This is a genomic window from Variovorax rhizosphaerae, from assembly GCF_037889975.1.
Classification (GTDB): domain Bacteria; phylum Pseudomonadota; class Gammaproteobacteria; order Burkholderiales; family Burkholderiaceae_C; genus Variovorax; species Variovorax rhizosphaerae.
The window spans coordinates 583,336-605,178 of the sequence record NZ_JBBKZT010000001.1; the positions used below are offsets into that span (position 1 = coordinate 583,336).

A 21,843-nucleotide genomic window follows, 5' to 3' on the forward strand; every position below is an offset into this window, starting at 1 on the left:
TCCATGCAAACAGAACTCGCCCCCGAATTCCAGAACACCCCCGAAGGCAAGGAAGCCGAAGCCATCCTGCGCAAGTGCGTGCACTGCGGCTTCTGCACCGCCACCTGCCCGACCTACCAACTGCTCGGCGATGAACTCGACGGCCCGCGCGGACGCATCTACCTCATCAAGCAGGTGCTCGAAGGCAAGGCGCCGACGCGCAGCACGCAGATGCACCTGGACCGTTGCCTCACCTGCCGCAATTGCGAAAGCACCTGCCCGAGCGGCGTGCAGTATGGGCACCTGGTGGACATCGGTCGCAAGATCGTCGACGAGAAGGTGCCGCGCACCGGCAAGGAGTCGGCCGCGCGCTGGCTGCTGAAGGAAGGCTTGCCCTCGCCGCTGTTCGGCCCCGCGATGAAGCTTGGTCAGAGCGTGCGCGGCCTGCTGCCTGAAAAGCTCAAGGCCAAGGTGCCCCCGAAGCAGGACGCTGGCGCCTGGCCCACGCTCAAGCACGCGCGCAAGGTGCTGATGCTCGCCGGTTGCGTCCAGCCGTCGATGATGCCCAACATCAACAGCGCCACCGCGCGCGTGCTCGACGCGGCCGGCATCGAGACGGTCATCGCCAAGGAAGCGGGCTGCTGCGGCGCCGTCAAGTTCCATCTCAATGACCACGAAGGCGGCAAGGCGCAGATGCGCGCCAACATCGACGCCTGGTGGCCGCAGGTGGAAAGCGGCGCGGTCGAGGCCATCGTCATGAATGCATCGGGCTGCGGCGTGACGGTGCGCGAGTACGGCCACATGCTGAAGGACGACGCGGCCTATGCCACGAAGGCCGCGCGCATCAGCGCACTGACGCGCGACCTCAGCGAGTTGCTGCCCGATCTGGTGAAGGCGCTCAAGCCGCGCGTGAAGGCGCCCATCGGCGTGATCGCCTACCACCCGCCCTGCACGCTGCAACATGGGCAGAAGCTGCGCGGCGGTGTCGAAGTGAACCTGCGTGCGCTCGGCTTCGACATCCAGGTCGCGCGCAATGAATCGCACCTGTGCTGCGGCTCTGCCGGCACCTACTCCGTGTTGCAACCCGAACTGGCCTATCCGCTGCGCGACCGCAAGCTGGGGCACCTGAACCAGTTGCAGCCGAGCACCATCGTGTCGGCCAACATCGGCTGTATCACGCACCTGCAAAGCGGCAGCGAAACACCGGTGAAGCACTGGGTCGAACTGCTTGACGCGGCGCTTGCGCCGTCCGCTGCATCGGCCTGATCGCACAGGCATTGCAGGACGGGTCCGACCCGCTGCATGCCCGTCGCGCTGCATCCTGACTTCAACCTGATCTTCAGGAAGGAGTTCCAAATGGTTTCCCTTGTTTCTTCCAGCTTGCTGCGCCGCGGCGTTGTCGCCTGCGCGATTGCCACGGCGGCCTGCGGCGTCTGGGCGCAAAAGGCCGATGGACCGACACATGTTTGCGGCGGCGTCGGCTCGGACGAGTCGGTGGCGATGCGAGCGCAGATGAATGACCATCCGCTGTCGCTGATGTTCGCGCGGCCCGATGGCGCCTATCTTGCTGACGTCGACGTGACGATCCAGGATGCGACGACTGCAGCCCCCGCCTATGTGTTCCGCGCACGCGGCCCGCTGTGTCTGGTGGACCTTCCGACGGGTTCGTACATGGTTCAGGCCAGCAGCGGCGGCGTCACCAAGAACCTGCCGGTGACGATCGCCAGCGCGCCGAGGACCGTGGACTTCCGCTTCTAGCGCGACCGTTTCAGCGGAACGCCTGCACCGCGGCCAGCGCCGCGGGCTCGCCCAGTTCCTGCACGAAGTGCCCGGCCTTTTCGAGCACGATGGGCTCGGGGCAATTGCGGATCAACTTCTGCAACGCGCGCATCGCCGGCACGCCCATCACCGGGTCTTGGGCGCCGACCGCCATCACCGTGCGGCCTTGCCACCGCTCTCCGAAGAATTCGCGCGCTGCGCGTGACTCCGCCGCGCCGTTGGCGTCCGGGAATTCCGGGACCATCGGCGGGAAGGCCCGCAGCGCGGCACGGTACGCGTGATCCGGATACGGCGCGTTGTAGGCAGCGCATTCGCCACCACTCATCTGCGGATTGCCGCGCGCGAAAAGTCGCCCCACGTCGAATTCGGGATTCTTCGCGCACATCTCGCGCCATGCGAGAAAGCCCGCGCCAAGTGGTGCGTCGCCGGTGCCGAATGCCGTGTTCATGACAAGCAGGTCGCGATAGCGCTCCGGCGCGGCCATGGGCAGCGTCAGGCCCAGCAGTCCGCCCCAGTCCTGCACCACAAGCACCACGTCGCGAAGGTCCAGTCGCTCGACCAATTCGAGCAGCACCTGCCGATGCCAGGTGAAGGTGTGCGCGGCTTCGTCAATGGGCTTGTCGCTCCGGCCGAATCCGATCAGGTCCGGCGCGACCACGCGGTGCCCCGCCTGCAGGAAGATCGGAATCATCTTGCGGTAGAGGTAACTCCACGTCGGATTGCCGTGCAGGCACAACCAGGTGCTCGCAGCGTCGCGCGGGCCCTCATCAAGGTAGTGCATGCGCAGGCCCGCCAGCGAGGGCAGGTCCGCGATGTAGTGCGGTGCCCAGGGATAGCCCGGCAGGTTGCCGAAGCGCTCGTCGGGCGTGCGAACCGCGTCGTGCCGGACGGGCGATGCCGTCATGGCGCTTGCTCCACCGCGCAGCGCGCGCAGTGGGTGCTGGGGCCCTGTCTCACGCTGCCGCCAGCGCCTTCTCGATATCGCGCGTCATGGAGGCCGGCGTGTCGAGCGGCGCATAGCGCTTGAGCACCTTGCCGTCACGTCCCACCAGGAACTTGGTGAAGTTCCACTTGATGGCGGTCATGCCGAGCAGGCCGGGCTTTTCCTTGGTGAGGTACTGGTAGAGCGGCGCGGCGTTGCTGCCGTTGACGTCGATCTTCTCCATCATCGGAAAGCTCACGCCGTAGTTCTTCGTGCAGAACGCGCCGATTTCCTCGTTGCTGCCCGGGTCTTGCGCGCCGAACTGATTTGACGGAAAGCCCAGCACCGTGAGGCCTTCGCCGCCGTACTTTTCATGCAGCTTCTCCAGCCCTTCGAACTGCGGCGTGAAGCCGCACTTGCTCGCCGTGTTGACGATCAACATGACCTTGCCTTTAAATTTCTTGAGTGCGATGGGCTTGCCATCGATGCTGGTCGCCTCGAAGTCATAGATGCTTGCCATGGTCATTCCTTGCTGTGGGTAAAGGCGAGCATCGTAGTCGGAGCGGGAAGACGTGTCTGTCACCGCCGTACGAAGCCTGTGCAAGCGCTGTCTGTTCGTGAGCACCCGCGGAACCGGCTTTGCCGGGCCGCTGGGTGCGCCCCTTGAGGGGTGCGCCGCAGGCGCTGCGGGGTGGACTAGTGATGCTTGTCGCTGCGCGCAATCTGCAGCAGATGCTCGATTTCCTCGGGGTACTTCTTGCAGTTGTAGTTGTACCAAAGCTGGATGATCAGCATGACGCCGCCCACCAGGCCGCCGAACGCGGCGATGGCCGTGTACACCGACAGGCCCGCGCCGGTGCAGGCGCTGTAGAACACGCCGAGCACCAGGATGCAGGCCTGCTCGTTGAAGTTCTGCACGGCGATGGAGCGTCCGGCGCCCATCAGGTTGTGGCCGCGGTGCTGCAGCAGCGCGTTCATCGGCACCACCAGGAAGCCGCCCAGCCCGCCCAGCAGCACCAGGAACGGAATCGCCACCCACAGGTTGGTGATGAAGATCAGCGAGATCAGCAGCAGCCCCATGCCGATGCCCATCGGAATCACCCGCGTCGCCATGTCCAGTTTCATGCGCATCGACGCCACCACGGCGCCGACGGCAGTGCCCACGACCACCACGCCGGTCAATGCGGTGGCCTGCGCCGTGGTGTAGCCCAGGGCCAGCGTGCCCCATGCCAGCACGATGTACTTGAGGCTGCCGCTGGCGCCCCAGAACAGCGTGGTGGTGGCCAGCGAAATCTGCCCGAGCCGGTCGCGCCACAGGCGCGAATTGCAGTGCCAGAAGTCAGGCAGCAGCGCCACCAGGTTGCCCACGAAGCTCTTGCGCGGATTGGAGCGCAGCGGCCGCATCTCGACGCCGGTATGCGGGATGCGCGTGTTGAACCAGGCAGCGATCAGGTACACGAAGATCAGCACACCGATGGCGGCTTCGGACGGCGTGTCGATGCCGGTGTCGATGAGCGGCATGTCGAACCCGAGCAGGAAGTGCGACACCGCGTGCCCCACGAGTTGCCCGCCCAGCAGGATGCCCAGGATGATCGACGCGATGGTGAGGCCTTCGATCCAGCCGTTGGCCTTGACCAGTTGCGAGGCTGGCAACAGCTCGGTGAGGATGCCGTACTTGGCCGGCGAATAAGCCGCTGCGCCGAGACCGACGATGGCGTAGGACAGCAACGGATGCGAGCCGAACAGCATCATCACGCACCCCAGCACCTTGATGCCGTTGCTGATGAACATGACCTTGCCCTTGGGCAAGGCGTCGGAGAACGCGCCCAGCAACGGCGCCAGCACAACGTAGAAGATGGCGAAGATCGGCACCAGTGCGGCGCGTTGCCATTCGGCAGCGCCGGTGCTTCTCATCAGTTCGATGGCGGCGACGAAAAGCGCGTTGTCGGCCACAGACGAAAAGAACTGGGCCGACATGATGGTGTAAAAACCGCGCTTCATCGATGAGCATGCTGGCCAGTGGAAAAGGGCCGCTGGCAATAGTGGAAATAGTCGCCGCCGTACGGGCGGACAGGCGGTTATAGCATGGGGGTCCAGTGCCAGAATCACCGTGCCACTACGGGTTCACCCGCGCGCCGAACGTGTCGTTTTGCGCGACTGTCCCGGCGTCTTCCCCACCTTCACATCCACGCCATCCGATGCCGCGCCCCATCCTCGCCACCATCCACACCGACGCACTGCGCCATAACCTGGACCGCGCACGGCGCGCCGCGCTCGACGCGCGCGTCTGGGCGGTCGTCAAGGCCAACGCCTACGGCCACGGCATCGAGCGGGCCTATGAAGGCCTGCGCGGCGCCGACGGTTTTGCGCTGCTCGACCTGGCCGAGGCCGAGCGTGTGCGCGCACTCGGCTGGCGCGGACCGATCCTGCTGCTGGAAGGCGTCTTCGATGCGCGCGACCTGGAACTCTGCTCGCGCCTGGACCTCTGGCACACCGTGCATTGCGACGAGCAGATCGACATGCTCGCGGCACACAAGACGCAACAACCGCAGCGCGTCTTCCTCAAGATGAACTCGGGCATGAACCGGCTCGGCTTCACGCCCGAACGCTACCGCGCCGCATGGACGCGCCTCAATGCGCTGCCGCAAGTCGACGAGATTTCGCTCGTCACGCATTTCAGTGACGCCGATGGTCCGCGCGGCATCGATGCGCAGGTCGAGGCTTTCCGCCGCGCCACCGAAGACCTGCCCGGCGAGCGTTCGATCGCCAACAGTGCCGCATTGTTGAGGCACCCCGAAGGCACGCGCGCCGACTGGGTGCGCCCCGGCATCCTGCTGTACGGCAGCGCGCCCGACTTTCCGGCGCACGATTCGGCGCACTGGCAATTGCAACCGACGATGACACTGGCCACGCGGCTCATCGGCATCCAGGACCTGGCGCCGGGCGCGATGGTCGGCTACGGCTCCCGCTTCGCGGCCGAGCAGCCGATGCGTATCGGCATCGCCGCGGTCGGCTATGCGGACGGCTATCCACGCCATGCCGACACCGGCGCGCCGGTGCTGGTCAACGGCGTGCGCACGCGCATGGTCGGGCGGGTGAGCATGGACATGATCACGGTCGACCTCACACCGGTGCCGGACGCGGGCTTCGGCAGCGAGGTCGTGCTGTGGGGCCGCTCGGCCGTCAATGGCACCGTGTTGCCGATCGACGACGTGGCGCGCGCCGCGGGTACGGTCGGTTACGAACTCATGTGCGCGCTGGCCTTGCGGGTGCCAACGATCGTCGCATGACCGTGCCGCCGCGCGCGGACGGCACGGGGCTCGGCGATCTGCCGGGCGGGTCGCTCGACGTGCGAGCGCGGGCGATGGCAAACGCATCCTTGGTGCCGGTCATCGCGCTGTTCCTGCTTGGCATCGCGCTCGTGTCGGGCGCGGCCGTCGATGTATTCCTCTCCGCTGCGGCGACGCTGCCGCAAGCGATCTGGCCGATGCTGGGGCGCTGACCGGCTGCGAAGGCGGGCTCAATACAAGCCGAGTTGACGCGCCTGCAGCCGCGACAGGCCGAGCAGTGCGTCCGTGAATGGCGTCGGCACGCGGGTCATTTGCCCCAGTTCGCGCACTGCGCTCACCAGCGCATCGAGCTCGACCGCGCGACCGGCTTCCACGTCCTGCAACATCGAGGTCTTGAAGGCGCCGAGGCGACGCGTTACGGCATGTCGGTCCTCGGGCGTGTCGGTGATCGGGATGCCGATGCGCGCGCCGATCTCCTTGGCCTCCAGCATCACGGTCGAGATGAAACCGAGCACCAGCTCGTCGCCGAGGATCAGGTCGGTGGTCGCACGGGTGAGGGCGCTGATCGGGTTCACCGTCATGTTGCCCCACAGCTTGAACCACACGTCCTTCTGGATCTGCGCCGACAGCTTGGCGTCGATGCCGGCACGTGTCAGCAGGTCCAGCAAGGCTTGCGCGCGCGGCGTGGCCTCGCCCGAGGGCTCGCCGATGATGAGCCCGTTGCCGAAGTGATGTCGCACCACGCCCGGCGCATCGAGCGAGCAGCTGCAATGCACCACGCCGCCGATCACGTGGTGGTCCGGAATGGCGGCAGCGATCGCGCCCTCGGGGTCCACTGCCGCAAGCCGCCGGCCCGTGACCTCACCGCCGAAGCCGCCTTGCAGGAACCACCATGGCACGCCGTTCATTGCGACCAGCACGAGGGTATCGGGTCCGAGCAGCGGCGCGATGTGCGCCGCCACGCCCGCCAGCGAAGGCGCCTTCACGGCCACGACGACAAGGTCCTGCTCGCCAAGCTCGGCCGGGTCAGCCACGGCGTTCACCGGCACGCGCGTGCGCACGTCGCCGCGCATCAGCGACAGGCCGTCGCGCTGCAGCGCTTCCAAGGTCGCGCCACGCGCCACCACGTTGATGCGCTCGCCGGCCTGCGCCAGCGCCACGCCAATCCAGCCGCCGATGGCGCCGGCGCCGTAGATGCAGATCTTCATGTCAATCTTGATAAGAGGGATCGATGCGATCGACCTGCCGCACCAGTGCATCGAACACATCGCGTCCGGCGCCGTGGTTCGGATTGAACTGCAGCGCATCGCGCGTGCAGCGCTGCGCGACATCTTCGCTGATCGGGATGGCCTGGCCCATCGAGAAGGTCGCCATCTGGATCTCGCACGCGCGCTGCAGCGTCCAGAGGATCGCGAAGGTCTGCGGCAAGGTCTGGCCCCAGGCCAGCAGGCCGTGGTTGCGCAGGATCACGGCCGGCTTGCCGTCGATGCTCTTCAAGAGACGCGGCCCTTCGTCAGCATGGATCGTGATGCCTTCGAAGTCGTGGTACGCGACCATGCCGTGCAGTTGCGCGGTGTAGAAGTTGGTCTGCTGCAGGCCGCCTTGCAGGCAGGCCACCGCGACGCCCGCCGTGGTGTGCGTGTGCATCACGCAATGCGCGTCGGGAATGTTGTCGTGGATGGCGGCGTGCACCGTGAAGCCGGCCGGGTTGACGGGATACGCGCCGCCGTCGAGCACATTGCCTTGCAGGTCGATCTTCAGCAGGTTGCTGGCCGTGACCTCGGTGTAGTGAAGGCCGAAGGGGTTGATGAGGAACTGCTTTTCACCGCCCGTCACGCTGTCGGGCAATCGCACCGTGATGTGGTTGTAGATCATCTCGGTCCAGCCCAGCATCGCGAAGACGCGGTAGCAGGCGGCCAGTTGCAGCCTTGCGGCGCGCTCGTCCGGATGCATCAGCAACGCATCGGGTGCATCGAGTCGGGTGTTCATCTGGGTTGCCTTTCAGTTTCAATATCCCTTGCGCACCATGCGCCGCCTCTCTTTCCAGGGACACCGTGGAACCGGCTTCGCCGGGCCGCTGGTGTCGCCCCCGGTGAGGGGGTGGGCGCTCGCACGACCTGCGAGCAACCTGGGGGAGAGCCTTATCCTTCCGCGGTAAAGCCCACTTGCTTCACGATGGGCGCCCACTTGGCGGTGTCTTTCTTGATCAGATCGGTCAGCTCCTGTGGCGTGGACGACATGGCTTCCAGGCCGAAGCCGGCGAGGCCGTCGATCACGTCCTTTTGCGCGAGTGCCGACCGCATCGCGCCGTTCAGGCGGTTCAGCACTTCCGGCGAAGCCTTGGCCGGCAGCAGGAAGGCGAACCATTCGCTGTGCGCCATGTCCTTGATGCCCTGCTCGCCGAAGGTCGGCACGTCCTGGGCGAAACGGCTGCGCTTTTCGCCCGACACGCCGAGGATGCGAATCTTGCCGGTAGGCAGGTGTTGCGTGATGTCGCCGATCGGGCCGGAGACGGCGGAGATGTTGCCGCCCAGCAGGTCGAGCATCGCCGGTTGCGTGCCGCGATAGGCCGCATGCTTCAGCTCGACACCCGCGCTCTTGCCCAGCAGCACGCCGATGAAGTGTGGCGTCGAACCCGCGGCCGGCGAGCCGAAGTTGGCGCCGGCCGGATTGGCCTTGGCCCAGGCGAGGAATTGCGGCACCGTCTTGACGTCCAGCGGCACAGCCGGACCGACGGCAAAGCCGAAGTCGAAGACGCAGGCGACGGTCACCGGCGTCAGGTCGACGAGCGGGTCGTACGGCAGCTTCTTGTAGATGTGCGGGTAGATCGTGAGGATGGAGGTCGGCGTCTGCAGGATGGTTGCGCCGTCGGCCGGTTGGCTCTTCACATACGTGACGGCGATCTGGCCGCCCGCGCCGGTCTTGTTCTCGACGACGCAGGTGTTCGCGTACGGCGGGCCAAGCTTGGTCGCGACGCGGCGGCAGGTGGTATCCGACGTGCCGCCAGCCGCGAAGCCGGTGATGATGCGCGCGGTCTCGATCTGCGCCTGGGCGAAGGCCTGCTGGCCGATGCTGGCGAGCAGCGCGGCGGCGCCGGTGGATTGCAGGATGTGGCGGCGGGTGATAGTCATGGGATGTCTCCGAGGTTGAGTGCGGTCGGAATTGTTCCAGTGGCGACCGCTTTTTGGCCCCCGCGTTTACCTCACGTTGAATATGTTTCCAAGCGCTGTTTGCCGAGCGACGTGAAGAGCAACCTGGCCCGTTTCCGGCGGCATTGCGCGGAGTGTCCGCAGCACATGGCAATCTGACTGTTCGGGCGCTCCGGCAACGTACGATGAATTTGTCATACGTTGAATCCAACGCAGATCAATATGCACTGCCCGGCTTCACCGCGGTCGCGCTGTCCTTGAAGCGCGCGGCCAGCGCACTGGTATGCCGCACCAGCAGGTTGGTGTCCAGCCCCACCGCCACGAAGGTCGCGCCCAGTTCCAGGTAGCGGCGCGACAGCGTCTCGTCCGGCGTCAGAATGCCTGCTGCCTTGCCAGCGCGAAGGATGCGCGCGATGGCGTCCTCGATCGCGGCCTGCACCTCCGGATGCCCTTGGTTGCCAAGGTGCCCGAGCGACGCCGACAGGTCGGCCGGCCCGATGAAGATGCCGTCCACGCCGTCGACGGCCGCGATCTCGTCGAGGTTGTGCAGCGCCTCGCGCGTCTCGGCTTGCACCAGCAGGCAGACGTTGTCGTTGGCCTCTTTCGGGTAGTTGTTGTAGCGGCCCCAGCGCGAGGCGCGCGCGCCCCCCATGCCGCGGATGCCGTGCGGCGGATAGCGCATCGCGCGCACGATGGCTGCGGCCTGCTCGGGTGTGTCGACCATCGGCACCAGCAGCGTCTGCAGGCCGAGGTCGAGGTATTGCTTGATATACGTCGTGCCGACATCGCCGTGGCCCACCGGCACGCGCGCGATCGCGTTCGCGCCGGGGTAGGCCGCAATCGCCTGCGCCTGCTGCAGGATCGACTGCAGGCCGTTGGGCGAATGCTCGCCGTCGATCAAGAGCCAGTCGAAGCCGGCGCCGGCGCAGATCTCCGCGCTGTAGGCATCGCCGAAGCCGAGCCAGAAGCCGATTTGCGGGCGCTTCTCGATGAGGGCTTGCTTGAAGGGATTGACGGGTGTTTGCATGGGAGCCTTTTTTAGACGAAACGGAAGGAGATCGAGCCCAGGGGCCCGTAGTCGGCATGGAAGGTGTCGCCCAGCGCGCCGGTGGTCGGGCGCGTGAAGGAGCCGCCCAGCACCACCTCGCCGGCCTCCAGGCATTCGCCCCAGGGCGCAAGCTTGTTGGCCAGCCACGCGACGCCGGTGGCCGGGTGATTGAGCACGGCAGCGGCCACGCCGGATTCCTCGATCACGCCGTTCTTGAACAGCAGCGCGCTGACCCAGCGCAGGTCCACGGCATCGGGCTTCACAGGCCTGCCGCCTGTGACGATGCCGGCATTGGCCGCGTTGTCGGCGATGGTGTCGAACACCTTGCGCATCTGCCTGGTGTGGCGATCGAACTGCTCGATGCGCGCGTCGATGATCTCGATGGCCGGCACCACATAGTCGGTGGCGGCGAGCACGTCGAAAATGGTCACGCCCGGACCTTCGAGCTTCTTGCCGAGCACGAAGGCCAGTTCGACCTCGATGCGCGGCGCGATGAAGCGGGTGAACGGGATGTCGCCGCCCTGCTCGAAGAACATGTCGTCGAGCAGCGTGCCGTAGTCCGGCTCCGTGATCTGGCTGGCCTGCTGCATCGCGCGCGAAGTCAGGCCGATCTTGTGGCCCTTGACGATCCGGCCCGCCGCGATCTTGCCCTTCACCCATTCACGCGAGATCGCATAGCCGTCCTCGATGGTCATCTGCGGATAGCGCTTCGAGAAATGCTCGACCTGCACGCGCGATTTCTCGCTCTGGTCCAGCTCGGCGGCGAGCTGCTGGATGACTTCGGTGGAGAGCATGGGCGCTACTTGTTGAACAGGGGATGCAGGTTGCCGAGCTTGCCGTCGTAGACCTGCCCCGGCGCCTCGTCGATCTGCAGCGTGATGCCGACGTGGCGCTGCGCGATGAGCGGATCGAAGTGCTGCTTCGCGCAGGCCAGCAACGCATCGCCGATGCGCTTCTTGACGGCATCGGGCCGGCCCGATGCCATGCGCACGTTGAGATAAACGAAGGCATGGTCGCCACTGCCATCGGCCACTGCATAGTGCGCCGCGGGAAAGGCCAGCACGCGCGTGCCGCCGGTCGGATAGACCTGCTTGCCGTCATCGTCGCGCTGCGCGAGCATGGCGTCGGCCATCGAGCGGCACAACGCGCCCATGTCGGTCTGCGCTTCGATGTTCGGTGTGTAGAGGATGACGAGATGGGGCATGGCTAGAGGACGGTCATGGTGGCGGCAGTGCAACTCACCGCGAAGATCGGAATGGCCTTCATGTGCAGGATCTCGCCGCGTCCGCGCGCCGCGGCCGCCACGGTGATGAAGGTTCGGATCTCGAAGCCGCCTTGTCCCGCGTCGCGGTAGGTGGCTTCATCGGTGTAGTCGAGCATGCCAGCCTTGTCGTTGGCGCACCAGCGCTGCATGAAGTCGGCGTCCCACGCCTCGTTGACCTTGCCGGAGTCCGGTGTCGCGGGCCAGTGCGAGATTCCGCCCGTGCCCACCAGCGCGATGCGTTCCGGCGCCTTGTCGCAGGCGCGGCGCAACGCTTCACCGAAGGCCCACGCGCGATGCAGCGGCGTGAGCGGCGGCCCCTGGCAATTGATGTTGATCGGGACCACCGGCAGGTCGTACTGCGGTGTGAGGAAGTTGAGCGGCACCATGATCCCGTGATCGAACTTCCATTCCTCCGCATAGGCCACGTCGACCGTCTGCATCACTTCGCGGATGAGACGTTGCGACAGCGCCGCGTTGCCGGGCACGGAGGTCTTCGCGATGCCGAGCCAGACCGGGTCCTTGATCGGCCCTTCGTAGCGGTCCGCCATGCCGATCGCGTAGGCCGGCATGTTGTTCATGAAGAAGTTGGCGAAGTGCTCGGCGGCGATGACGATGACCGCATCGGGCTTCGTCGCGCGCATGGCCTCGCCGAAGCGATGGAACGCCGCGTGGAACGCGTCCTTCACCACCGGGTCGGCCAGATGGGCACGGCCCGTGATGCCGGGTGCGTGGCTGCAAACGCCTGCGAAAACAAGGCTCATGACCGTTCTCCCTTCATACGCCCGCCACCTTGTCGTCGGTCGACGTGGTCATTGCATAGATGCCTGCGCGCACCGGCCCGTACTTGCGCACACCCTCGCGCATCGCTTCGAGATAGTCGGCCCACGGCATGCCGAGCAAGGGCGCGAAGTGCATCAGCAACTGGCCGTTGCAGCCGAGCACATAGAGCTTGCCGATGTCTCCGTCGCGGATGGCCGCGCGCTCCTCGTCGACGAGGTCGTAGCCGGCGAGCAGTGCGTCGCGCTCCGCGCCGCCTTCGCGGTATCGGCGCTGCACCTCCGGTTCGCGGTTCAGCGCGTAGAGGAATTTCTGCATGCTGTAGAGGCTCATGTCAGTCCCGCCTCGCCGTCGCACGAATCTCTGACTGGGATGTGGGCCGAGGCCACCGGGGCAGTCTCATCTCAGCCCTCCAACGCGATGTTGGCCTTGCGGATCACCTCCGCGTACTTCGCGATCTCACGCTGCTCGAAGGCCGCGAACTCCGCAGGCGTGCCCGACAACGAGGCGATGCCGCCCTTGTGGAAGGCCTCGACGACGGCGGGGCTGGCGAGCGCACGGTTCACTTCCTCGTTCATGCGCTGCACGATCGCGTCGGGCGTACCGGCTGGTGCGAGCAGGCCGTTCCACGAATTCGATTCGATGGCCACGCCTTGCTCGGCCAGCGTCGGAATGTCGGGCGCGTACTGCGATCGCTGTGCCGTCGCCATGCCCAGCGCGACCAGCTTGCCGGCGGCAATGTGGCTGCGGAACTCGGGCCAGTTGCCGAACATGACCGTGACCTGTCCACCCAGCAGATCGGCCAGCGCCGGCCCCTGGCCCTTGTACGGCACATGCACGATGTCCAGCCCCATCTGCAGCTTGAGCATCTCGCCCGACAGATGCGCCGACGTGCCGTTGCCAAACGACGCAAAGCTCAGCGTGCCAGGCTTGGCTTTCGCTTGTGCGCGCAGGTCGGCCAGTGTCTTGATGCCGCTCGCCGGGTTGGCTGCGAGCACATGCTCCGACATGCCCATCAGTGCCACCGGCCGCAAGTCCTTGAGCGTATCGTAGGGGAGCTTCTTCACCAGCGTCTGGTTGGCCGCGAAGCTGTTGGCGACGCAGACGAAGGTGTAGCCATCCGGCGCGGACTTCGCCACGGACTCGACGCCGATGACCGTGCCCGCGCCGGGCTTGTTCTCGACGATCACCGGTTGGCCGAGCGACTTCGCGAGTTCGACGCCGACCAGGCGCGTGACGAAGTCCGTCGTGCCACCCGGCGTGAAGGGCACCACGATGCGGACCGGCTTGCCGGGCCAACTCTGGGCGTGTGCAAGAAATGGCCAGAGCAGCGTGGCCGCGCTGCCTTGCAGGAACGATCGCCGCGACGAAGCCATCGGGCTCCTTTCGACGCTCATGCCACGCCCCAATGTGGAATGTGATGCGAACCCATCGACACCGCAATGTTCTTCGGCTCGCAGAACACCTCGTAGCTCCACGTGCCACCTTCGCGCCCGGTGCCCGAAGCCTTGGTGCCGCCGAAAGGCTGGCGCAGATCCCGCACGTTCTGGCTGTTGACGAAGCACATGCCGGCTTCGACAGCTGCGGCCACGCGGTGCGCGCGGCCGATGTTCTCGGTCCAGACATAGCTGCTCAGGCCGTACTGGATGTCATTGGCCAGGCGGATCGCATCCGCCTCGTCATCGAAGGGAATCAGGCAGGCAACCGGCCCGAAGATCTCGTCCTGCGCGATCTTCATGCGGTTGTCGACATCGGCGAACACGGTGGGCAGCACATAGTTGCCCTTCCTTACGCGCTCGGGCAGATCGGGCGCGCCCAGGCCGCCGCACAGCAAGGTCGCGCCTTCCTTTGGCCCGAGTTCGATGTAGCTGCGCACCTTGGCAAGATGCGCCTGCGAAATCATCGGGCCGACGATGGTCTTCTCGTCCAGTGGATCGCCGACCCTGACGCGCCTGGCGCGCTCCGCGAATTTCGCCGCGAAGTCCGCATAGATCGACTTCTGCACGAGGATGCGCGAGCCCGCGGTGCAACGCTCGCCGTTGTTGCTGAAGATCATGAACACGGCCGCGTCGAGCGCGCGGTCGAGATTCGCGTCCTCGAAGATCACGAAGGGGCTCTTGCCACCCAGCTCCATGCTGAACTTCTTCAAGCCCGCGCTCTTTACGATGCGATTGCCCGTGGCCGTCGATCCGGTGAACGAGATGGCACGCACGTCGGGGTGCGCGACCAGCGGCTCGCCCGCATCCTTGCCATAGCCATGCACGAGGTTCAGCACGCCAGGTGGAATGCCGGCTTCGAGTGCCAGTTCGCCCAGCCGCGCGGCCGTCAGCGGCGACAACTCGCTCATCTTCAACACCGCCGTGTTGCCGAACGCAAGACATGGCGCAACTTTCCACGTCGCCGTCATGAACGGCACGTTCCACGGTGAGATCAGCGCGCACACGCCGACCGGATGGAACAGCGTGTAGTTGAGGTGCGTCTCGGTCGGGTAGGTGTGGCCGTCGACGCGCGTGCACATCTCGGCGAAGTAGTAGAAATTGTCGGCCGCGCGCGGCACCAGTTGCTTCCCGGTCTGCGCGATGACCTGGCCGCAATCGTCGGTCTCGGTCTGCGCGATGGCCGGCACGTTGGCCGCGATCAGGTCCCCCAACTTGCGGATCAGCTTCGCGCGTTGCGGCGCCGGCATGCCGGCCCACTTCGGAAAGGCTTCCTTCGCGGCGGCCACGGCGGCGTGGACTTCCGCCTCGCCGCCGGACGCGACCTCGGCCAGCACTTCCTGCGTCGCGGGGTTGACGGTTTCGAAGTAGTCGCTGCCGGACACCGGCTTGCCGTTGATGAGGTGATCGATCTTCATGAAGCTCCCTGGATGGTGTTGACGAGTGCGCCGATGTGCTCGATCTCCGTCACGACCACATCGCCGGGCTGGCAATCCACCACGCCGTCGGGCGTGCCGGTGAGGATCAGGTCGCCCGGCTGCAGCGTCATGAAGCGGCTGAAATATTCGATGAGGAAGGGCGCGTCGAAGATCATGTCGCGTGTGTTGCCCGACTGCGTGAGCTTGCCGTTGACGGTGGTCTGCAAGGCCAGCGCCATCGGGTCCGGCACGTCCTGCGCATCGACCCGCCACGGCCCGATCGGCGTGCAGGTGTCGCGGTTTTTCACGCGCAGGTTGGGGCGGTACCAGTTCTCGAGGTAGTCGCGGATCGCGTAGTCGTTGGCGACGGTGTAGCCGCCGATGAAGTCATAGGCATCGTCGCGCCGCACCTTTTTCGCGGTGCGGCCGATGACAATCACCAACTCGCATTCGTAGTGCATGAACTGGACGCCGGCGGGGCGGCGCGTGAGCTGGCGGTGGCCGATCAAGCTGCCTTCGCCCTTGACGAACACCAGCGGTTCCTCCGGCGCCTTGAACTCCAGTTCCTTTGCATGGTCGGCGTAGTTGAGGCCGAGCGCGAGGATGGTGCGGGGGCGTGGCGTGGGCTCAAGCGGCGGAAGCCAGTCGACCGCCTCGAACGCAACGACCCGGCCATCCGCGAGCAGCAATGCGCCGTCGCGTTCGGTGGCGCGGTGCACGGCTTCTTGGTAGCGCACGCGGGCGTGTTTCATGCGGCCTCCACCAGCGTGTTCGTCAATGTCTCGAAGCCGGGCGCACTGACCTCGATTCGGTCGCCCGCTTTCGCCAGCGGTCGCCCGGCATTGCAGCCCAGCATCAGCACATCGCCAGGCGCAAGGGTCATGAACTCGCTCACGTCCGCCAGCAATCGGGCCGCGTCGCGAACGAGCCGGGAGAAGTCGGCGGCATGCCGAAGCTCACCATTGATCCGCACTTCCAGCGTGAACTCCGCCGGATCACCGCCGAAGCGCATCGCGGCGCCGATGCCCAGGAAACCATCCACGCACTTGAACTTGACCGGTGGCCTGAAGAAGCTCGCATGCGGCAGCGACAGGTCATTCATGAGCACATGGCCTGCCACCTGGCCGCCTTCGCCCATCACCATGGCAATGGTCGCGCCGACCTCGACTTCGCTCGCGCCCTCCGGCACTGCAATCGCGCTGCCATGCGGGCTCCACGTGTTGGCCGTCTTGACATACAGCACCGGTGCCTTGGGTGGCGCCTTGTACGGCGGCTCATTCATGCGCGACGCCCAGGCCTCCGCCTCCTCGCGGAAGTTGAGCAGCACGCCGTACACGGTGCCGGTCGGCATGAAAGTCTCCGCGCCGGGGCGCTCGTTGCTCACGATGGTTGCTCCAATGCAATCAATTCGTCGAGCAGCGCGTAGAGCTCCCCGAGTTTGTCCTTGCCCAGCGATCCCTCGAGCCACGCGTAGTGGGCCTCGATGGTGCCGGACAGCTTCTTCACCAGCCGCTTGCCCTTGGCCGTGGCCTCGATCACCGTGCGGCGCTGGTCCTCCGGATCGCGGCTGCGCCGGATCAGTTCGTCGCGCTCCATGCGCGCCAGCACGCCGGTGAGACTCGGTCCCAGGATGAATGCTTCCCGTGCGACGCGGCCGGTCTCGACAGCGCCATGCTCGCCGAGCACCCGCAGCACCCGCCATTGCTGGTCCGACAGGTCGTGCTCGCGCAGGCTGGGCCGCGTGTGTGCCATCACCGCCTCGCGCGCTTGCAGCAGCAGGCGTGGCAGGTTGCGATGGACGAAGGGTGTGGCGGTCATGAGCATCGCTATTATTTAACTTGTTAAATGATTTGCAAGTGCCCGGACATTCCGTTACGAAGGGGTTTACCCGAGGACACACGGCGGGCGCTTCCTCGGCCCTCCCTACACTCGATCCATGGCAAAGGAAAAAACAAACTACGTCTGCAGCGAATGCGGCGGCACCAGCGCGAAATGGCTGGGCAAGTGCCCCAGCTGTGGCGCTTGGAACACGCTCGTCGAGCAGGTCGCGGTGCAAGGTGGCGGCGCTGGCAACAACCGCTTCAGCGCGCCCTTCGCGGCGCTCGGCGGCTCATCGGAACTGGCCACCCTGTCGGAAATCGAAGCGACCGACATCGCCCGCACGCCTACCGGCATCGATGAACTGGACCGCGTGCTCGGTGGCGGCATCGTCGCGGGCGGCGTCACGCTGATCGGCGGCGATCCGGGCATCGGCAAGTCGACCTTGCTGCTACAGGCCGTCGATGCCTTGCAGCGCGCAGGGCAGAACGCGATGTACGTCACCGGCGAAGAAAGCGGGGCGCAGGTTGCGCTGCGCTCCAAGCGGCTCGGTCTCGACTATTCGCAGGTGCAGGTGATGGCCGAGATCCAGCTGGAGAAGATCATCGCCACGCTGGACGCCAACCGGCCCGCGATCGCGGTGATCGACTCGATCCAGACCGTGTATTCAGACCAGCTCACCTCCGCGCCCGGCTCTGTCGCGCAGGTGCGCGAATGCGCGGCGCACCTCACGCGCTTCGCCAAGACCAGTGGCACCGCGGTGGTGCTGGTCGGCCACGTCACCAAGGAAGGCGCGCTGGCCGGCCCGCGCGTGCTGGAGCACATGGTGGACACGGTTCTGTATTTCGAAGGCGACACGCATTCGAGCTTCCGGCTCGTGCGCGCCATCAAGAACCGCTTTGGCGCGGTCAACGAGATCGGCGTTTTCGCAATGACCGAGCGCGGCCTCAAGGGCGTCACCAACCCGAGCGCCATCTTCCTGAGCCAGCATGCGGAACCCGTGCCCGGCAGCGTGGTGCTGGTCACGCTCGAAGGCACGCGACCGATGCTGGTGGAGATCCAGGCGCTGGTCGACAACGGCGGCCCAAGTCCGCGGCGCTTGAGTGTCGGCCTCGACCGGGATCGCCTCGCAATGCTGCTGGCGGTGCTGCACCGCCACGCGGGCATTGCCTGCATGGATCAGGACGTGTTCGTCAATGCGGTCGGTGGGGTGCGCATCACCGAGCCTGCGGCCGACCTGGCCGTGATGCTTGCCATCACATCGAGCCTGCGCGGCAAGCCCTTGCCCAAGGGCTTCATCGCATTCGGTGAGGTGGGTTTGGCCGGCGAGGTGCGCCCGGCGCCGCGCGGCCAGGAGCGCTTGCGCGAGGCCGCCAAGCTCGGCTTCAGCATCGCGGTGGTCCCCAAAGCCAACGCGCCCCGGAAGGGCGCGAAGGAGATCGAAGGCTTGACGATCCACGCCGTGGAACGTATCGAGGAAGCGATGGACGTGGTCCGTCAACTTCAATAGCCAGGGGTCAAAAAAACGCCCGGACCGCGAGGGGGACGATCGCGAATCCGGGCAGACCTCCCTACCCGCCGATATGCATCGTGAATTCGGGTCCGCTGTTGAGCGTGCAGTTGCCTGCGCCCAACGTCGTTGAATTCATCGTGTACCGGCAACTCAAGATCCCGCCTTTCGCACCGGCGGCATTGGCAATGCCGTTGCGTTGCGAACCCGCAGTGCGCGTTGCTTCTCCCTGGAACTGTTCTCCACCGATCACCGCGCTGAAATGGCCGCGGCCATTCAGGTCACTTGTCACCACGCCGGTCACTGCACCGAAGCGGGCCGCTTCGACGTTGCTCGGATAGAGCCGTGCGGTGAAGCTCTGGCTCGTCGGTGCCGGCGGCGCGGTTGGCACCGGAGGCATGGGCGACAGCGCGATGGCCTGTTGCGGCGGCCCGACTTGCGCAGGCGGCGCCATCGGCACCACGTAGCAGCCGCTCAAGGTGGCTGCCGCGACCGCAGTGGCAACGAACAGGAGAACGGTGGAAACACGGGGGGAGAAGGAGACGCGATTCATACACTTCGGGGTGGCCCGGGCACATGCCCGTGAACGAAATGTGCCGCCTCGGTGTACCGTCCGGCATCGCTTCCCTGCAAAGTATCGAAACATGCCCCTCGCAGTAGCGCGGCTTGACTACCAACGACAATCCATCAATGAATTTCCGCAAGTACCTGGTGCCGGCATTCGGCTTGTTGTTGCTCGTTTTCGCGTGGAACCAATACGGTTGGCAGGGCGTGGCCGTGGTGTCCGGCGCCATCGTGATGTTCCTGCTGCTGCACTTCAATCGCACGATGGCCGTGCTGCGGCGCGCGGCCAACCGGCCGATCGGCTATGTCGACAGCGCGGTGATGCTCAACGCCAAGCTCAAGCCCGGCGTGAACCTGATGCATTTGATGGCGCTCACGCGCTCGCTCGGTGAACTGCGGTCGCCGAAGGACGAGCAGCCGGAGCTCTACCGCTGGACCGATGGCGGCGGCTCGTGGGTCGATGCCGAGTTCATGAACGGCAAGCTGCGCCAGTGGTCGCTCACGCGGCCTGAGGCGACGGATGCGGCGGAACCTCCCGCCCAGACGCCAGCCCCTTAGGGCCGCGATCAAGTCGAGGAGGCAAAGGCAAACCCGACTTGATCCGCTTGCGGGTCGTGGGCAAGCATGGCCCCGCGCCGAGGGTCCGAATCAAGCCCGTTCGGTTCGCCCCTTCATTCGAGCGGCGCGGGCGCTTCGAATGGCCCTTAGAACGGCGCGTCTTCCGTTTCCGCCTCTGCGGGAAGGTCGGCTTTTTCCACCGGCGCGGCCACGCCCAGCGCCATCTCGCCACCGAGCGCTTCCAGCAGGTCCGGCACCAACTGGCCGAGTTCGCCCGTCGCGATCGCCGCGTCGGCGTCGAAGTTGTCTTCCTTGCCGTCCTTGATCGCGCTGGTGCTGTCGGTGCCTTCAAGGAACACGATCTTGCGCAGCGTCATGCCTTCGGTCAGCTCGAAGGACACGCGGTCGTCCCAGGTCATGGCCAGGCGGGTCGGGCGCTTGCCCTGTTCGATGTGCTGTCGCACCTCGTCGATGTCGAGCGCGTGCTTGGCATAGCGCACCACCGACTTGGATTCATCGCTGGCCTTCAGTTCGCACTCGCGGTCGATGGTGAAGCCGGCCGGCGGCTCCTGCGTCGACAGCCAGTTGGACATGGCGGCGGCCGGCTCGATGGTGGTGGAGATCTGTGCCACGGCAAAGCCTTCGAAGGCGTTGACCAGCGCGGTCACCACCTCGTCGGCGCGCGAGACGTTGGAGCTGTTGATGACGAGGCGGCGCGACTCCGGGTCGATCCAGACCGTCACCTTCGCCTGGCGCGTGAAGGCCATCGGCAGCAGTTCATGCGCGATGTCTTCCTTGAGATCCCGCTTTTCCTTCTTGCCGGGCTTGCGGCCGGTGGTGGCCTCAATCTGCGCGCAGCGCTCGTCGACCTTGCGGCGGATGACCGATGCCGGCACGGCCTTGGCCTCGATCATGAATTCCAGCAGCCAGTGGCCGCCGACGGACTCGACCAGCGAGCCATTGGCCTGGCCGCGCGGCTCGATCCAGCCGGCGGATTTTTCCTGCGTGGCACCGCAGGGCGTGAAACGGTGGGCGTCGAGCGCCAGTTCGGCCTGGTCCAGCGTGGCAGACCATGAAGATTCGATGCGATAGACGATGACGTTCTTGAAGAAGGACACAGGCACTCTTTTCTGAAACGATGAGCGGTAACGGTTTGGCGAAGGTTTGGCGAAGAAGGCGCGCATTGTCGCCGCCCGGCGGCGGCCGCTTCGTGGGACATCCGCTCGGCGCGCCCCGGCTTTTGCCACCAGACGTTCGCCAGCAGACGTTCGCCGCCATCGTTCGTCGCGCCTCCGCCTTCCGTGGGCTTGCTGGCCCGACGCCAAGCCGCCCGCGCCGTAAAATCGTCGGCTCAGCGAATCTCCCCCAAGGACACAACACAATGAGCGCCCTCGTTCCCCCCGCGCCTTCGATGGCCGACCGTGACGGCAAGATCTGGATGGACGGCCAACTGGTCGACTGGCGCGATGCCAAGATCCATGTGCTGACCCACACGCTGCACTACGGTTGCGGTGCATTCGAGGGTGTGCGGGCCTACAACACGGTCGACGGCACAGCCATCTTTCGCCTGGAGGAGCACACCGAGCGCCTCTTCAACAGCGCCAAGATCCTGCGCATGAAGATCCCGTTCACCAAGGAAGAGGTCAACGAGGCGCAGAAGACCGTCGTCCGCGAGAACAAACTGGAAAGCTGCTACCTGCGCCCCCTCACCTGGATCGGCTCGCAGAAGCTCGGCGTCAGCCCCAAGGGCAACCAGATCCACCTGATGGTCGCGGCCTGGGCCTGGGGCGCCTACCTGGGCGAGGAAGGCATGAAGCGCGGCATCCGCGTCAAGACTTCCAGCTACACCCGCCACCACGTCAACATCACGATGACGCAGGCCAAGGCCGTCAGCAACTACAGCAACTCGATCCTGGCCAACATGGAAGCGCTGGACGACGGCTACGACGAAGCCTTGCTGCTCGACGCGTCGGGCTTTGTCTCCGAAGGCGCCGGCGAGAACATCTTCGTGGTGAAGGGCGGCGTCATCTACACGCCGGATCTCTCGGCCGGCGCGCTCAACGGCATCACGCGCAACACCATCCTGCACATCGCCAAGGACCTCGGCATCGAGGTGATCCAGAAGCGCATCACCCGCGACGAGGTCTACATCGCCGAGGAAGCCTTCTTCACCGGCACCGCCGCCGAAGTCACGCCGATCCGCGAACTCGACCGCATCGAGATCGGCAGCGGCTCGCGCGGCCCGATCACCGAGAAGATCCAGAGCGCGTTCTTCGACATCGTGAACGGCCGCAATCCCAAGTACGCCCACTGGCTCACCAAAGTCTGATC

At 65.8% G+C, this 21,843-nt stretch carries 24 protein-coding genes and 1 pseudogene; 7 read left to right on the forward strand and 18 right to left on the reverse strand.

Going from position 1 to position 21,843, the window contains the following annotated elements; genetic code table 11:
- The first annotated feature begins 3 nt into the window (after positions 1 to 3).
- Both glcF and WKW82_RS02560 read left to right on the forward strand, forming a co-directional pair.
- Complete coding sequence (gene glcF, locus WKW82_RS02555; protein WP_340340675.1) at positions 4 to 1,245, forward strand: glycolate oxidase subunit GlcF; 1,242 nt, start codon at positions 4 to 6, stop codon at positions 1,243 to 1,245.
- Positions 1,246 to 1,281: 36 nt separating this feature from the next.
- Positions 1,282 to 1,737 (forward strand): carboxypeptidase regulatory-like domain-containing protein, encoded by a 456-nt coding sequence (locus WKW82_RS02560; RefSeq protein WP_340340676.1) that lies wholly within the window; start codon positions 1,282 to 1,284, stop codon positions 1,735 to 1,737.
- A gap of 10 nt (positions 1,738 to 1,747) precedes the next feature.
- Here the strand turns inward: WKW82_RS02560 and WKW82_RS02565 are convergent.
- The 3 genes and pseudogenes from WKW82_RS02565 to lplT all read right to left on the reverse strand — a co-directional run.
- Positions 1,748 to 2,650, reverse strand: a pseudogene (locus WKW82_RS02565) (haloalkane dehalogenase); the annotation flags it as partial.
- A 61-nt stretch (positions 2,651 to 2,711) separates the two neighbouring features.
- Positions 2,712 to 3,200 (reverse strand): glutathione peroxidase, encoded by a 489-nt coding sequence (locus WKW82_RS02570; RefSeq protein WP_340340677.1) that lies wholly within the window; start codon positions 3,198 to 3,200, stop codon positions 2,712 to 2,714.
- A 176-nt stretch (positions 3,201 to 3,376) separates the two neighbouring features.
- Complete coding sequence (lplT, locus tag WKW82_RS02575; protein ID WP_340340678.1) at positions 3,377 to 4,681, reverse strand: lysophospholipid transporter LplT; 1,305 nt, start codon at positions 4,679 to 4,681, stop codon at positions 3,377 to 3,379.
- Between the two features lie 197 nt (positions 4,682 to 4,878).
- On the opposite strand from lplT, the gene alr reads away from it, so the two are divergent.
- Both alr and WKW82_RS02585 read left to right on the forward strand, forming a co-directional pair.
- A complete protein-coding gene (gene alr, locus WKW82_RS02580; RefSeq protein WP_340340679.1) occupies positions 4,879 to 5,970 on the forward strand; it encodes an alanine racemase in 1,092 nt (363 codons plus the stop codon).
- Complete coding sequence (locus WKW82_RS02585) at positions 5,967 to 6,182, forward strand: hypothetical protein (protein WP_340340680.1); 216 nt, start codon at positions 5,967 to 5,969, stop codon at positions 6,180 to 6,182. The genes alr and WKW82_RS02585 overlap by 4 nt, the downstream gene beginning before the upstream one ends.
- Positions 6,183 to 6,200: 18 nt before the next feature.
- Here WKW82_RS02585 and WKW82_RS02590 read toward each other — a convergent pair whose 3' ends face one another.
- From WKW82_RS02590 to hpaR, 13 genes are all read right to left on the reverse strand, one after another.
- Positions 6,201 to 7,178 (reverse strand): 2-dehydropantoate 2-reductase, encoded by a 978-nt coding sequence (locus WKW82_RS02590; RefSeq protein WP_340340681.1) that lies wholly within the window; start codon positions 7,176 to 7,178, stop codon positions 6,201 to 6,203.
- A 1-nt stretch (position 7,179) separates the two neighbouring features.
- Positions 7,180 to 7,959 (reverse strand): class II aldolase/adducin family protein, encoded by a 780-nt coding sequence (locus WKW82_RS02595; protein WP_340340682.1) that lies wholly within the window; start codon positions 7,957 to 7,959, stop codon positions 7,180 to 7,182.
- Positions 7,960 to 8,111: 152 nt separating this feature from the next.
- Complete coding sequence (locus WKW82_RS02600; protein WP_340340683.1) at positions 8,112 to 9,101, reverse strand: Bug family tripartite tricarboxylate transporter substrate binding protein; 990 nt, start codon at positions 9,099 to 9,101, stop codon at positions 8,112 to 8,114.
- 235 nt (positions 9,102 to 9,336) lie between these two features.
- A complete protein-coding gene (locus WKW82_RS02605) occupies positions 9,337 to 10,146 on the reverse strand; it encodes an aldolase/citrate lyase family protein (RefSeq protein ID WP_340340684.1) in 810 nt (269 codons plus the stop codon).
- An 11-nt stretch (positions 10,147 to 10,157) separates the two neighbouring features.
- The gene (gene hpaH, locus WKW82_RS02610; RefSeq protein ID WP_340340685.1) at positions 10,158 to 10,961 is read right to left on the reverse strand and encodes a 2-oxo-hept-4-ene-1,7-dioate hydratase; all 804 of its coding nucleotides are present in this window, start codon (positions 10,959 to 10,961) and stop codon (positions 10,158 to 10,160) included.
- A 5-nt stretch (positions 10,962 to 10,966) separates the two neighbouring features.
- Complete coding sequence (locus WKW82_RS02615; protein WP_340340686.1) at positions 10,967 to 11,371, reverse strand: 5-carboxymethyl-2-hydroxymuconate Delta-isomerase; 405 nt, start codon at positions 11,369 to 11,371, stop codon at positions 10,967 to 10,969.
- Between the two features lie 2 nt (positions 11,372 to 11,373).
- Positions 11,374 to 12,192, reverse strand: coding sequence for a DODA-type extradiol aromatic ring-opening family dioxygenase (locus tag WKW82_RS02620; RefSeq protein WP_340340687.1), 819 nt, complete (start codon positions 12,190 to 12,192; stop codon positions 11,374 to 11,376).
- Between the two features lie 13 nt (positions 12,193 to 12,205).
- Positions 12,206 to 12,541, reverse strand: coding sequence for an aromatic ring-opening dioxygenase subunit LigA (locus tag WKW82_RS02625; protein ID WP_340340688.1), 336 nt, complete (start codon positions 12,539 to 12,541; stop codon positions 12,206 to 12,208).
- Between the two features lie 71 nt (positions 12,542 to 12,612).
- The gene (locus WKW82_RS02630) at positions 12,613 to 13,605 is read right to left on the reverse strand and encodes a tripartite tricarboxylate transporter substrate binding protein (protein ID WP_422823393.1); all 993 of its coding nucleotides are present in this window, start codon (positions 13,603 to 13,605) and stop codon (positions 12,613 to 12,615) included.
- Positions 13,602 to 15,062 carry a 5-carboxymethyl-2-hydroxymuconate semialdehyde dehydrogenase gene (gene hpaE / locus WKW82_RS02635; RefSeq protein WP_340340689.1) on the reverse strand — a complete coding sequence of 487 codons (1,461 nt, stop codon included), beginning with the start codon at positions 15,060 to 15,062 and terminating at the stop codon, positions 13,602 to 13,604. Before hpaE ends, WKW82_RS02630 begins: the two co-directional genes overlap by 4 nt.
- On the reverse strand, positions 15,059 to 15,814 hold the full coding sequence (locus WKW82_RS02640; protein ID WP_340340690.1) for a fumarylacetoacetate hydrolase family protein: 756 nt from the start codon (positions 15,812 to 15,814) through the stop codon (positions 15,059 to 15,061). Before WKW82_RS02640 ends, hpaE begins: the two co-directional genes overlap by 4 nt.
- Complete coding sequence (locus tag WKW82_RS02645) at positions 15,811 to 16,413, reverse strand: fumarylacetoacetate hydrolase family protein (RefSeq protein WP_340340926.1); 603 nt, start codon at positions 16,411 to 16,413, stop codon at positions 15,811 to 15,813. The genes WKW82_RS02640 and WKW82_RS02645 overlap by 4 nt, the downstream gene beginning before the upstream one ends.
- 29 nt (positions 16,414 to 16,442) lie before the next feature.
- Complete coding sequence (gene hpaR, locus WKW82_RS02650) at positions 16,443 to 16,880, reverse strand: homoprotocatechuate degradation operon regulator HpaR (RefSeq protein WP_340340691.1); 438 nt, start codon at positions 16,878 to 16,880, stop codon at positions 16,443 to 16,445.
- Between the two features lie 118 nt (positions 16,881 to 16,998).
- Here hpaR and radA point away from each other — a divergent pair, with 118 nt between their 5' ends.
- Positions 16,999 to 18,390, forward strand: coding sequence for a DNA repair protein RadA (gene radA / locus WKW82_RS02655; RefSeq protein WP_340340692.1), 1,392 nt, complete (start codon positions 16,999 to 17,001; stop codon positions 18,388 to 18,390).
- Positions 18,391 to 18,451: 61 nt separating this feature from the next.
- Here the strand turns inward: radA and WKW82_RS02660 are convergent, their stop codons facing one another.
- On the reverse strand, positions 18,452 to 18,943 hold the full coding sequence (locus tag WKW82_RS02660) for a hypothetical protein (RefSeq protein ID WP_340340693.1): 492 nt from the start codon (positions 18,941 to 18,943) through the stop codon (positions 18,452 to 18,454).
- A 137-nt stretch (positions 18,944 to 19,080) separates the two neighbouring features.
- Between WKW82_RS02660 and WKW82_RS02665 the strand changes: the two genes are divergently transcribed.
- Positions 19,081 to 19,512: a glycerate kinase gene (locus WKW82_RS02665; protein ID WP_340340694.1), complete on the forward strand. Its 432-nt coding sequence runs from the start codon at positions 19,081 to 19,083 to the stop codon at positions 19,510 to 19,512.
- Positions 19,513 to 19,658: 146 nt separating this feature from the next.
- On the opposite strand, the gene WKW82_RS02670 is transcribed toward WKW82_RS02665, so the two are convergent.
- Positions 19,659 to 20,630 (reverse strand): recombination-associated protein RdgC, encoded by a 972-nt coding sequence (locus tag WKW82_RS02670; RefSeq protein ID WP_340340695.1) that lies wholly within the window; start codon positions 20,628 to 20,630, stop codon positions 19,659 to 19,661.
- A gap of 263 nt (positions 20,631 to 20,893) precedes the next feature.
- Between WKW82_RS02670 and WKW82_RS02675 the strand changes: the two genes are divergently transcribed.
- The gene (locus tag WKW82_RS02675) at positions 20,894 to 21,841 is read left to right on the forward strand and encodes a branched-chain amino acid transaminase (protein ID WP_340340696.1); all 948 of its coding nucleotides are present in this window, start codon (positions 20,894 to 20,896) and stop codon (positions 21,839 to 21,841) included.
- Positions 21,842 to 21,843 lie beyond the last annotated feature (2 nt).